The sequence below is a fragment of the Romboutsia lituseburensis DSM 797 genome (assembly GCF_900103615.1).
Lineage (GTDB): Bacteria > Bacillota > Clostridia > Peptostreptococcales > Peptostreptococcaceae > Romboutsia_F > Romboutsia_F lituseburensis.
The window spans coordinates 650,946-664,312 of the sequence record NZ_FNGW01000001.1 but is presented as its reverse complement, the minus strand read 5'-3'; the positions used below and the strand labels follow the sequence as shown (position 1 = coordinate 664,312).

Below are 13,367 nucleotides of genomic sequence, written 5' to 3'. Positions count from 1 at the left end.
TTATTCTATATTACTGTAATAAGAAATATAATTTTATATAAAAGGTAAAAAAATGTAGATAAATAAAAAAAACTATTAGAGGGGGTATATAAAATATGAACAAGAAAAATTGGATAAAGCCAAATATTTTAGTGCTAGGAATACAAAGCACAAAAGAACATAAACATACACGTTCAAGTTGGAGTTGTAGTTGTAATAATAAATATGATTCAATAGATAGTGTATTTGATCATTTAAAAGAATTTTGGAAAGATAAGCCAAATGGGACAGAACATTGGACTAGACAGGATTCCTAAAATAGTAAAACTTTTAATTATTAACTGTAAAATTATACAAAAGTATAATTAAAATATGACTATAGAAATGATATTATTAAAAAATAATGAATTTATATAGTCAGGAGAAAAATATGTGTGTAAAAGATAAAAAATATTTTTATAATGTTTATGGTTTAAATTTAGAATCAGAAATAATGATACCGGAATTAACAATATTAGATCTAATTTATAAAGATAACATAGATGTTAAAATTATTTTTGGTTTTATGAATGAAAATATAAAGCAAAAAATAGATAAAAAAGAAATAGCTGGTTACAATAGTGATGAAGTGTGGTTTCATATAAACAACGTAGGTACATATTTAATTCAAAATGGTGACACTGTAACAATTGAGCTTTGTGAAAATCCAGATTTAAACATATTAAAAGTATACATATTAGGAAGTGTTTTAGGAATTATTCTATTACAAAGAAACACGGTTGCAATACATGGTGGATCTATAGTTATAAATAATAAAGGATGTATATTTACAGGGGATAAAGGAGCAGGCAAATCTACTTTAACCACTGCTTTAAGACAAAGAGGGTATGATTTTGTATCTGATGATGTTGGAGCTATAGAATTAAGTGATATACCTATGATAAATCCTGGATTTGGATATCAAAAATTGTGCGAAGATGCAATGACAAAGCTAGGATATGATTCATCTAAATTTACTCCATTTAGAAGTGATATGAATATAAAGTATATAGTTCCAGCACTTGATAATTTTGTAAAAGAAAAAGTGCCTTTCCAAGCGTTATTTGAAATAGAGCAGGGGGATACACAAAAAGTAGAAGTAGTAGAAGTAACGGGTAATGAAAAATTACAAAAGATAATAAAAAATATATTTAGAATAGAAGTGCTTATGTACTCGGGGGGAGTTCCAGCAGATTACTTTAAAAAGTGCATAGAGATTGCAAAATATATAAAGTTTTATAAGATAACAAGACCTAAGAATCAATTCACAATAAATGAGCAAATAGAAATTATAGAAAATATTATTTATCAAAGATCAGATAAAATATTGAAGAAATTAGGATAAAAAAAGAGTTAGCTAAATACACAGCTAACTCTTTTTTTATTATCTACACACAGTAGTATTTCCATCAACACTTTGAATAACATTCAAGTCAGATGCATTTCCAACTACATATAAAGTATAAATTCTATTTGGTTTTAAAGTAACCTTTAAAGGTAACACTACTGTACCATCACTATTTAAGGCAATTTTAATACTATATTGTCCAGGTGACACACCTTGATACATACTACCTTCTCTAAACTCAATATCCTCAAAAGCTTTTTTATCATTAAATAAAACATCTACAGCTGGAGCATTTGGAGATAGATGGACTACTCTGAAAAAACTATACATGTCAAATGGTTGTTGAGATATAGAATCCTCAATAACTATTAGAGATAAATCATCTAAGTTTCCTGTAGCAGCTACAGTATATATATCACTATCATCAATTTCTAAAACTTGACTTATAACAGGATTTTCTTTTGTACCAGTAGCATATATATCTATGTTATATTCACCTTTTTCTAGAGGCACATATTGAGTGATATCCATGAATTTAAGATTTTTAAATGTAAGATTATCATCAACATATATGTCTACAGGTGGAGCCTCAGGTGCCGCGTGAAATACTCTCACTAAAGAGCCGTTTTTAGGCATTTCCATACAATCCATATTTCTTATCCCCCCTTAATTCAAATAGGTATATTAACCTATACCATACTTATACCTTATATATTATGCGGTTGTAATTTTAAAGGTTACACCAAAAATTTACATAGCATTCATATAGAACGCCACTTAATTTGTTGCTAAAAAAAGTACCTAAATTATTTTAGGTACTTTACTGCTAGGTTTATAAGATCAGTTTTACTTATATCATTATCATATTTACTAAGCATATCGTTAACTAGATTATACTTATCTATTAAACTTCCATCTTTAAAACTATTCAAAATCTCATCTTTATGTTCCTCAAGATACTTTAAATCTTCGTCACTAAGATTTATATAATTATCAGAAGCAACCTTATCTAAATCTTTACCAACTTCCTTAACATCAAACTTTTTAGTATCACCATTCAAAGAAACAACTGCATTATAGTCATTAGAAGAAACTAAAATACTATAATCATTATCCGACTTTTTAGTTTTATCACTAACAGCATTATTAGTAGGGTTATTTTTCTTAACATCATCTAACTTAATACCATCATTAACCTTTGGTTTGTCAGCTTTAGTTGTTTCTTTTATATCAGTATTATTAGAAATCAAATCCTTAGCAGAAAACTTCATATCATTAAACATACTTATCCCTAGAAACAATACACCGGCAATAGCTATAAATTTAATAAATTTAAACATATTAATACTCCTTTTAAATAATAATATTTAATTTATAGCCAAGTATTTAGAAAGTATACATATAAATAGATTATAAATAATAACTACTACTTTAGTATACCGATAGAGTATTACACATAAGGTGTATAAGGGTAGTACTAAAACTATCGTCATAGTCAATATTAAAATCTACACAGAACAAATAAAATAGTATACATAATTGATAAGTTAATTAGTATTATCATTTCTGATTTTACTATCAAGTAAAAAACATCTTTAACAGTTAGTACACATCGTTTGTAAGATCGACAGTGTTTACATAATTGATTAAAGCAAAACAAAATTATACAGATAAAGAAAGCTACAGCGATTAATATTGTTATTAATCCTGTCAAATATACAAATGTATTTAATATTAAACGGATTAGTTTTATACAAAATGAAAACAGCATCATTATTACACATAACATTAATATCACAAAGGCTATAGGTGGTATTAAGTCATCTTTTTTATTCATAACATCCTCCTTAAAGTATTTTAAAGGTTTTATTTATACATATGGATGAATTAATGTGAATAGAAGTAATTATGAAAGAAAAGTTATTAGGAGGAATTTTATAAATGATAGATATACATTGCCATATATTACCTGGTATAGACGATGGAGCAAAAGATATGCAAGAAGCTTTAAAGATGGCAAGGATTGCTCAAAGTGAAGGAATAAAAACTATAATAAATACTTCTCATTATCATCCAGATTTTGACCATGAATCAATAGAAACAGTTTCAAAAGAAGCAGAAAATTTTAACAAAATGTTAAAGGAAAATAATATAGATTTAGAAGTGCTAACAGGTAGAGAGCTTTATTATAGTGATGACTTACTAGATCAGATAGCAAAGAGTAAGACATATACTTTAAATGGGAGTAAGTATGTTTTAATTGAATTTTCCCATGTGAAGTTTCCTAAAAAACTTTGTGATATAATATATGAATTTAAGTTAAAAGGATATAAGCCAATACTTGCTCACGTAGAGAGGTATCAAGAAGTTCAAGAAAATCCAGGTATAATATATGATGCTATACAAGAAGGAGCTCTTGTACAAGTAAATGCTTCTAGTATGGTTCATAAGTCATTAGGTTCTCTAAATAGTACTTGTGAGACACTTATGAGACAAAATATGGTTCATTTTGTAGGTACAGATGCACACGGAGCAGAAAATAGAAGACCATTAATGAAAGATGCATATCAGCATGTATGTAATAAATATAAGCCAGCTACAGCTAATAAATTATTTATAGAAAATCCTAAAAGTGTTATAGATGATGAAGATATAGATACAAGCAAAGCAATTGATCCATCTGAAAAGAAAAGTTTTTTATCTAAAATATTTAAAAATTTTTAAATAAAGTTCCTAATTAGTTACTTATACTAGTTTAGGAACTTTTTTATATACTAAGGTGTTATAAATTATCTAGTTTGTAGATAAGTTATAATACAAATGAATAGGTTTGAGCAACGTACATATTTTTTATGTTGTTAGGACATGAAGTGAAAGAATTTTATGTTTAAATAAATTATGATATATAATAATTTACGATAAATTTTAAAAAGTAATAAAAAATATTTGATATTCCAATGGTTTTAGCTATCTATTGATTTAAATATAGAAAAATTATAAAATACGTTAAAGGAAAATATTGACATTATAGTTACTGTAAGGTGTTAAATAGAGATATATTATAGCTAAAATACAAGGGAGAGTAAATTATGAAAATTAAAGATGCAGAGTTGCTTACAGGTTTGTCAGCAAATACAATTCGTTTTTATGAAAATGAAGGATTAATATCTGTAAAAAGAAATTCAAATTCATATAGAGTTTATGATGAGAATAATATTGAAGAATTAAAGTACATTAAAAATCTGAGGAAATTAGGACTTTCAATTTCTACAATAAAAGAACTTAACAACAAAAAAATTTCCCTAAAAAAAGTACTTGAAGACAGAATAAGGGAAATAGAAGAAGAAGAAATCACTTTTGAAAGCAAAAAAGATATTATCCGGGAAATATTACAGGATATAAATAAAAATGTAGATATTAATCTAAATAAATATTCAGAGGAGCTAGAGTATATTGAAACAGAGGAATATACAGAACTTATAACAGAGATAAATAAGTTTAGCCAGCGTTCATTATCATTTCAATTACTAATTACTTTAATATGGTCGAGCCCATTTATAACATTTTATACGAGTATTAGTGAAGAAAACTATGAGTCAATCGGATTAAAAAGTATGTTGTGTATAATAGCAACAGTAATACTTACTTTAAGTTGGAGGAAATATCTAAGTCAAAATGATAAAAAATTTGGTGGAACAATTAGCTTTATAGTAGGTATAATGTTAGTTTTAATCTTAACATTAGTTATATATGTATTTATAGGTAAGTTACAAGCACTTATATTTGTGCCTGATGATTACATAATGTATATGTATAAAGCTCCTTATAGTTATATATCTTTATTTTTTGAGGTAGAGATATTTATATTACTTATAACATTTTTATATACACGTATAAAAAATGTAGAATGGCAGTGGGCAACATATGTATTTGATTTTATGAAAAATAACTTTATTAAGTTTATAGTATTAAATTTAGTTTTATTATATATGGGCATTACGGGTATTACTGTAGTAACTAAAACTCAGATTATTGATTACAGTTTTTATAATCCTTTTGGCACTGAATATACATATAATGATATTAATAAAGTTAGTGCAGGATTTATAGGAAAACAACGTAAGTTATTTGGTGGTCAACCAGGAGATTTTTATTATATAGTTACATTAAATGATAATAAAAAAATAAACTTCTATCAAGCAAATAGCGCTTATGAAGATACATACTTAGAGCTTGAGGTATTTGATAAGTTAATTGTTGATAATACTAAATCTAAAAAAGTATCATCAAAAGAAAATTACAAGCTATGTTATTTTGATAAAAGGTATGTAGATAGATTTTTAAGAATAATTGAATATTAATAAAACACTAGATATTTTAAATCTAGTGTTTTATTTTGTTTGAGCAAAGTAAATTTTTTACGCCATATAGATACTAATTTCTAAGTATTATTGCGTTATTTTAAGACACACACTTAAAAAATAAAACAGTAATCAACACTATAATCATATATATTTTTTTTTAATAAACTAAAATGTAAATTTAAAATGAATGACAGGGAAATATTTATAAAGGTTTAGATATTTATTTAAGAGAATATAGTGAATATAAATTTTATATTAAAAACATTAAAAAGGAGAAACTATTATGATTAAGCAGGAAAAAAAGATTATTATAGGTGGTGTTATTACGGCTGCTTTAGTGTCTTCGGGGCTTACGATGAGTCAGATGGAAGAGGTTGTAGCGGATAACGGAAACTATAAAAGCCAACCGGAAATAACAATAGAAAAAGAAGTTAAAACAGCTGAAGTTGTTAAAGCTGAAAGTGATATAAAACTCGATGAAAAAGTAAAAATACAGGATGAAAAGCAAGAGCATATAAATTCAGATATAAATAATAAAAATAATAAGGTACAACATGATTATAAACCAACCATAAAACCACAAAATAAACCAAGCTATACAAAGCCTGACAATGACTCAAATAATAATTCAAATAGCAATGCTAAACCAGAAACACCACAACCTCCAGAAACACCAGATGTACAACCACCAGCTGAAGAAGAAATACCGGACAAGCCAAGTGTTGAACCTCCAACAGATGATTTACAAAAACCAGAAACACCACAACCTCCAGAAACACCAGATGTACAACCACCATCACAAGAAGGAAACACATCTGAAAATAATCAAACAACAGAAACTATATTACCTGTAGCACCAGAATTAGATAGTGATTCGATTTAATAGGAAAAAAATGACAAAATTAAATAAAATGCAAAAAACTTCAATTAGATTCATAAAATTAAAAATATAAAAATATTTTAAAAAATATTTAAAAATAATGTTTTCTTACTTAAAATTAATTACTAAAGTTAAAAAAAGAAGCTATTTTTATCAAATAGTTTCTTTTTTTAAGTAGAAAAATGAAAAAATGATAAAAAAATGTAAAAAAAAGGGGAACGAAAAAACCATTTTAGAATTAAATGTTGTGATAAAATACGTAATGAATAATATAGATTAAATCGAGTTATTCAAAACTACTTTTCTAAATAAATAAAAATTTAAAGTTTTGGAAAAGGAGGCAATTTATGAGGATATTAGTAGTGTCAGAATCATTTATGACTAGGGAGTCTTTAGGAACTTTATTTGAACAATATTCAACGATTAGGGAAGTAATAGCTATCAAATCTCTTAGCAAGATAGATAAACGTGAATTATTAAATTTTAGCTTTATATTTATTGAAGTTGTGGATAAAAATAAGGATGAGCTAGACACTATAAGCTTATTAAAAAGAGTATCACCAAATATAAAAGTTATGATACTAGATCGGACTAAAAGTAATCAAATACTTGAAATGGCTATAAAATATAAAATAGAAGGTTATTTACTTTATGTAATAGATAAAGAAGAATTTAAATACCATTTTGAAAAGATAAAAAATGGTAAAAGAGTATATGAATCAGAAGCTATAGAGAAAATAATCTACAATGATATAAAGAGTATAGATATTTTAAGTAAAAGAGAAAGACAAGTGTTAGATGAACTTGCTAAGGGGTTAAATAACAAAGAAATTGGAGAAAAACTGTACATAGCTGAATGTACAGTAAAAAAGCATGTAAGCAATATTTTACAAAAATTAGAATTGAAAAATAGGCAAGAAGCTATAATATACAACCAAAAACTTAGTTAAATTATACTAAAAGGTAGTAATAGATATAAACTTAATAACTCCATAGGGTAATATATATAGTCAACTTAGTTAATATATTTTTATTTGCAATTTAGTTAGAATATAAAGGAATGAGCAATCTGATAGATGATGATATAAATTAGGGGGTAAAATATGAAAGTATTAATTATATCAGAGTCCTTTATAGTTAGAGATTCTTTAAGCAATTTATTTAAAGAAATATTTGATAATGTTTATATAGAATCTGCTTCAAATAAAAATGAGTTTGAAACTAAGGACTTAAGTAATTTTAATTTTATATTCATAGATGCTACTATAAGAGATACAGAAATAGTAAATATAGTAGAAAACATAAGAAGAATATCTCAAGATGCAAAAATGATGGTTATGGATGTTAGAAAAAATAAGAATTTATTTTTAGAGTTAGTTAAGCTTGGCGTAGATGGATATATATTAAATATTTTAGACAAAGAAGAGTTTATATATATTGTGAAAAGAATCATGATGGGCAAAAAATTTTATGATTCAGAGTTATTACAAGAAAGTATAGAAAATCAAGTTGATACTACTAATGTAAAGTTAACTCAAAGAGAGTTTAGTGTATTAACTTACGTCTGTAAGGGGTTTAGCAATAAAGAAATAGCAAAAGCTTTAGCTGTAACAGATTATACAATAAAGAAACATGTAAGTAGTATTTTGCATAAATTACATTTAAAAAATAGACAAGATATAATAATTTATGCAAGAGATAACAATTTAGTACAAAGTAATTAAGTAATAACAAAGAACTTTCAATGAATAATTGAAGGTTTTTTTATTTACATAAAATTTATCTTTTAATATATATAAATAATTAGTGGATAATAGCGATATTAATTAAAGTAAAAATACAAAAAAATAAAATTATATTTATTAAAGTGTAAAATTATCATTAAAATTAAAAATAAAATTATATATTATAAAAAAATATAAAAACGATAAAAAACAGAAAGGAATCGAACTTTAGGATAACAAAAAGAAAGATGTAGATATAAGGTGGTTGAATTCTACTTTAGTATACCTAAAATTACTTACAATTTATGATTACGAATAACTAACAAATAAGTATACTATATAGTGTAGAAGTTAGTAATTGGAATAATATTAAAATAAATAACAAGAATTATAATTTAAACAAAAGAATAAAGAAGTATTTAGAAGTGTAGAAGTATACCTTGTATTTGGGCACTTAGAGGTATACGGAGCTAGTAGTGCAACCGGCTAAATAACTTGATATATCTAGTAGGGGGTAATATGCAAGTTATTGTAATTTCAGAATCATTAATAATAAGAAGAGGAATCGTACAAATTTTATCAGGAGAAAAGTATATAAGTAGTATAAAAGAAAGTCATTTATATACAGACATATATAAAGAAGATTATGACTTAATACTTATAGACCTAAATAAGAATAATAAACAGTACCTATATGACCTAGAACATTTAAAGAAAACTACAAATACAAAAGTTATGGTGCTAGATTTTTATGAAGATAGAACACTATTTTCAAAATGTATGAAGTCTGGTATAGATGGGTATATATTAGCTAATATAGACTCAGAAGACATTGGATATGCAGTTAAACAATTATATAGAGGCAAAAAATACTATGATGCAGAACTTATAGAAAATTATATATTCAAAGGTGAAAATGAAGATATAGAAGAATTAACTAAAAGGGAGCAAGAGGTATTAATATATATAGCAAAAGGAAAAACAAATATAGAAATATCAAAAGAACTATACATAACAGAGCATACTGTTAAAAAACACACTAGCAATATATTTGCTAAACTTAACTTAAAAGATAGAATGCAAGCAGCATTATATGCTTATAACAAAGGGCTTGTTGAATTTTAAATAATATATATAAAAGCTAGTTTAAATTATAAATTTAAACTAGCTTTTTTACGTTCAAGCATATTAGAATACTTTAAATTTATAGATAATCTACATATTTAAATTGATCGAATTTTTAGTGAAAATTTCTTATTGGATATGAGGGACATGGACTTTATACTATTATTAAAATGTTTACACCATAAAATGACGTTTTATAGAATTTTAGATTTATTTTTGTAAAATATATAATATATTTAATATATAGATATATAAATAAATTATTTAATATAATAGACATAAGTTATACTTTTACATTATTATTTAAATTTTTAATTAAACAGTTTTTAATACACATAAATATATAAAATCAAATCAAATATAAAAAACATGTCTAGATATACATAAAGATATGTTTTTTGTCGACCTAAAATAAGTTAGCTAATAGTAGAAGTAAATAAAAAAAATTGAGACATTGTATATACAAATTTATAAAAAATTATACATTTTCAAACTATATTTAATGAAGATAAATGTCGTTATATATACAAAAAAGTAAGAAAGAGTATACTTTGGTAGTAGACATAATACTGCTGTATACTGATTACGAATAGCCAGACTAGGAGGTATAATAAGTATATAAGTTAGTTTATAGGAGTAGTTAAATATAAGAGAGAAGGGTAAGTATTTAGAGGCTAAGAAGTATATCTTGTATTTGGGCACTTAGAGGTATACTGAGCCAGTAGTGCAACCGGCTAAATAACTTTAGTATTTGTTAGGGGGAAAAATATGAGAGTTATTATAATATCTGAATCTTTAATCATAAGAAGAGGTATAGTAGAGATTATATCATGTGAATCATGTGTAGCTAGCATAAAAGAAAGTCATTTATACACAGACATATATAAAGATAATTATGACTTAATAATAGTAGACTTAAATAAAAATAATAAAAAATATTTATATGAGTTAGAAAAAGTAAAAAACGACTGCAATTCAAAAATTATGGTGCTAGATTTTTATGAAGATAGAACGTTATTTGCAAAGTGTATGAAAATAGGTATAGACGGATACATATTAGCAAACATTGATTCAGAAGACATTGGATATGCAGTTAAGCAACTAGACAAGGGCAAAAAATACTATGATGCGGATTTAATCGAAAATTATATATCTCATGGAGATACAGAAACTATATCTGAATTAACAAAGAGGGAGCAAGAAATATTAATTTGTATAGCAAAAGGAAAAACAAATATAGAAATATCAAAAGAATTATATATAACAGAACACACTGTTAAAAAGCATACAAGCAATATATTTGCTAAATTAAATTTAAAGGACAGAATGCAAGCAGCTTTATACGCTTACGATAAAGGAATTGTAGGATTTTAGTAGTAAGCATAGAAAAGTCAATAAAAACAGCGCCATTATATAGGCGCTATTTTTATATCTATACTTTTTAATGACATAAAAAAATGTAGGCACTATTGCCAAAGTAATTTATAGTGTCTACAAGTCTATATGCCATTAAAAAATATACTTAACTTCTAGTAATTTTAAATAAATAGTCAATATATTTTTGTTTAAAGATAAGTTTTTTATCTTGGCTGATAGGAATTTTTGTATTATTTTTTAATAAAAAATCATTTTCTAAAATCTCTTCTATATGTTTCATATTGATCATATAGCTTTTATGACATCTTAAAAATACATTGCTGTCAATCAATGTTTCAAGTTTAGATAAAGACATATATGTTTTTATCACACCTTCAGTTGTATGGATTAAACAATACTTATTAAATACTTCAATAAATATAATATTTTTTTGAGGAATTTTTATCATAAGTCTATTTGATAAAACTTGAATGACCTTAAATGAATCTGAAAAAAAATTAACGCATCTATCAAGTGAATTTTCGAATACATCAAAATCAATTGGCTTTAGCAAATAATCAATAGCATGGACTGAATAAGCATCAAGTGCATAGTTTGGACTAATTGTAGTAAAAATTATTAAACAATCACCATCTATTTCTCTTATTTTCTTTGCAACATCAATTCCAAGTGATTTATCTATATAAATATCTAAAAAAACAATTTTAAAGTAACCTTTTTTTAAATCCTTAAATAAACTTTCTTCACATTCATATTGCATAATTTCCACATTTAAAGCATTTAGCAAGCTGTATTTATTAATAAGATTAGTCAAATGTTTTATATCATCTTTACAATCATCGCATATTGCAATACGCAAATTAAACACCCCTCGCTAGATTTATATATAAAATTATAGCACAAAACATCATTTGTTTAGAATCTCAAGAGAGGCAAAATTACGATATTAAAGGGGGTTTTACGTAATAAATAGATAACATAATAAAAAATATTTGATAAATACTAAATCTTTCTTTTTTAGAAACGAACCAAGTCGTTGGCAACATGAAGTGTAGCGCCAACTCAGTGATTTAAGAAAAGTAAAATTTTTACTATACTAATAATATTAAACTATTAAATTTTATTTTGATATATTATTATAGATACTTCAAATTTATTGTTATCATAATTAAATTTTATAATTCCATTATACTTTTTTATAATTTGTAAAACCGAAGAAATACCTATACCTTCATACTTGAAATCACGTTTAGATGATAAAAATATATCATTTTTTTTCTTTAATATTCCGTTATAACTATTATCGATAGTTATAATAATCATATTACAATGAGTTTTAGTATTTAAATTTATAAATTTATTTCCATTTAAATTAAGGCAAGCTTCTATAGCATTCTCTATACAATTTCCAAATATAATGCACAAGTCAGAATCAAGTATATTTATATTATTAGGCAGATCCACACAAATATTCATATCTATGTTGTGTTTATTCGAGATATTAATATAATGATTCAAAAGGCAGTTAATAGCAAAATTTTTACAAAAATCTGTATTAAATTTATAACATAAATTATGTTCATAGTCACTTATATATTTTTTTAATTCATTATATTTTTCATTTTCAATACAATTTTTCATAATAGCAATGTGATGCTTTAAGTCGTGTCTAAGTACTTTTGTTTCACAAATATAATTGCTAAGTTTTTCATACTGATCTTTTTGTAAATCAAGTTGGTTTTTTATGTATAAAGAATTTCTTTCCAATGTTAAATTAGAATTAACTTTTTTTATAAATTGAAACTGAATATAGTATAAAATAAAAAATTCTATAAATAAAAATATTTGTATAGGTAAATAAAATAATGAAAATCTAGATTCCATATCTATGTAAGCTATTGCTAGAAACTTAACAACGAAAAATCCAAGCTGAGATAAAACAACAAGCTTCCATATTTTAATATTATTTATCTCTAGAGCTGGAATAACTATATTATCTAAGAAAATTCTTATGGGTATAATTGTTATTAAAAACAGTGATAATTCCAACAATGTAACAAATATATAATATTTTATAGAGAAAAATTCCATATATTTTGAGACAGTTAAAGATGATACCCAGTATAAAATTCCTGCATATTGTAATTGAAATACATATACAAGACAACTTTTATAAAAGCTATCATTAACTAGTAAATAAAATATATAAAAATAAAATATGTTAAAACATAGATTTAAAAATTCAGCAATTGATAAATTAATAAAGTCGTTATACCATAAGTGAGATAGTAAAATTTTAAATCCAATAAACACAACATACATAAAAATATATAACCTAGTAGCTGGTATTTTAAGTTTATGCCTAAATGTATGGTGTGTAATAAAAGCAAATACCAAAAAACTAACACTCATACAAGCTAAAAATACAATAAAAAGTTCCATGTTGATGCTCCTAAAATCGCTATAAATATTTAAACATAAATAAATAATATCACAAAATAAAAAAATAAGGTGAAAATATAGTCTATAAT

The 13,367-nt window shown here is 24.7% G+C and carries 13 protein-coding genes and 2 riboswitches; of the genes, 9 read left to right on the top strand and 4 right to left on the bottom strand.

Annotated features, from left to right (window positions below; translation table 11 throughout):
* Nucleotides 1–95 precede the first annotated feature (95 nt).
* Both BLP75_RS03120 and BLP75_RS03115 read left to right on the top strand, forming a co-directional pair.
* Nucleotides 96–296, top strand: a complete 201-nt coding sequence (locus BLP75_RS03120; protein WP_092722771.1) for a hypothetical protein — start codon at nucleotides 96–98, stop codon at nucleotides 294–296.
* Between the two features lie 113 nt (nucleotides 297–409).
* The gene (locus BLP75_RS03115) at nucleotides 410–1,363 is read left to right on the top strand and encodes a phosphoenolpyruvate carboxykinase (ATP) (protein ID WP_092722769.1); all 954 of its coding nucleotides are present in this window, start codon (nucleotides 410–412) and stop codon (nucleotides 1,361–1,363) included.
* A gap of 39 nt (nucleotides 1,364–1,402) precedes the next feature.
* Here the strand turns inward: BLP75_RS03115 and BLP75_RS03110 are convergent, their stop codons facing one another.
* Both BLP75_RS03110 and BLP75_RS03105 read right to left on the bottom strand, forming a co-directional pair.
* Entirely contained in the window at nucleotides 1,403–2,017 is a 615-nt protein-coding gene (locus BLP75_RS03110; RefSeq protein ID WP_092722767.1) for a DUF4397 domain-containing protein, read from the bottom strand.
* 155 nt (nucleotides 2,018–2,172) lie between these two features.
* On the bottom strand, nucleotides 2,173–2,706 hold the full coding sequence (locus BLP75_RS03105) for a hypothetical protein (RefSeq protein ID WP_092722765.1): 534 nt from the start codon (nucleotides 2,704–2,706) through the stop codon (nucleotides 2,173–2,175).
* A gap of 601 nt (nucleotides 2,707–3,307) precedes the next feature.
* Between BLP75_RS03105 and BLP75_RS03100 the strand changes: the two genes are divergently transcribed.
* The 7 genes from BLP75_RS03100 to BLP75_RS03070 all read left to right on the top strand — a co-directional run bounded on the left by BLP75_RS03100 (nucleotide 3,308) and on the right by BLP75_RS03070 (nucleotide 10,833).
* A complete protein-coding gene (locus BLP75_RS03100; protein ID WP_092722763.1) occupies nucleotides 3,308–4,090 on the top strand; it encodes a tyrosine-protein phosphatase in 783 nt (260 codons plus the stop codon).
* Nucleotides 4,091–4,455: 365 nt separating this feature from the next.
* Entirely contained in the window at nucleotides 4,456–5,727 is a 1,272-nt protein-coding gene (locus BLP75_RS03095; protein ID WP_092722762.1) for a MerR family transcriptional regulator, read from the top strand.
* A 286-nt stretch (nucleotides 5,728–6,013) separates the two neighbouring features.
* Nucleotides 6,014–6,613, top strand: a complete 600-nt coding sequence (locus tag BLP75_RS03090; protein ID WP_092722760.1) for a hypothetical protein — start codon at nucleotides 6,014–6,016, stop codon at nucleotides 6,611–6,613.
* Between the two features lie 344 nt (nucleotides 6,614–6,957).
* Complete coding sequence (locus BLP75_RS03085) at nucleotides 6,958–7,560, top strand: response regulator transcription factor (protein ID WP_092722758.1); 603 nt, start codon at nucleotides 6,958–6,960, stop codon at nucleotides 7,558–7,560.
* Nucleotides 7,561–7,713: 153 nt separating this feature from the next.
* Nucleotides 7,714–8,334 (top strand): response regulator transcription factor, encoded by a 621-nt coding sequence (locus BLP75_RS03080; protein WP_092722756.1) that lies wholly within the window; start codon nucleotides 7,714–7,716, stop codon nucleotides 8,332–8,334.
* A 412-nt stretch (nucleotides 8,335–8,746) separates the two neighbouring features.
* Nucleotides 8,747–8,831: riboswitch (cyclic di-GMP riboswitch) on the top strand.
* 22 nt (nucleotides 8,832–8,853) lie between these two features.
* Nucleotides 8,854–9,459, top strand: a complete 606-nt coding sequence (locus BLP75_RS03075; RefSeq protein ID WP_092722754.1) for a response regulator transcription factor — start codon at nucleotides 8,854–8,856, stop codon at nucleotides 9,457–9,459.
* Between the two features lie 660 nt (nucleotides 9,460–10,119).
* Nucleotides 10,120–10,204, top strand: a riboswitch (cyclic di-GMP riboswitch).
* Nucleotides 10,205–10,227: 23 nt separating this feature from the next.
* Complete coding sequence (locus BLP75_RS03070; protein ID WP_092722752.1) at nucleotides 10,228–10,833, top strand: response regulator transcription factor; 606 nt, start codon at nucleotides 10,228–10,230, stop codon at nucleotides 10,831–10,833.
* A gap of 148 nt (nucleotides 10,834–10,981) precedes the next feature.
* Here the strand turns inward: BLP75_RS03070 and BLP75_RS03065 are convergent, their stop codons facing one another.
* A complete protein-coding gene (locus BLP75_RS03065) occupies nucleotides 10,982–11,695 on the bottom strand; it encodes a LytR/AlgR family response regulator transcription factor (RefSeq protein WP_170139072.1) in 714 nt (237 codons plus the stop codon).
* Between the two features lie 254 nt (nucleotides 11,696–11,949).
* Nucleotides 11,950–13,278, bottom strand: coding sequence for a sensor histidine kinase (locus BLP75_RS03060; protein WP_092722748.1), 1,329 nt, complete (start codon nucleotides 13,276–13,278; stop codon nucleotides 11,950–11,952).
* Between the last annotated feature and the right edge of the window lie 89 nt (nucleotides 13,279–13,367).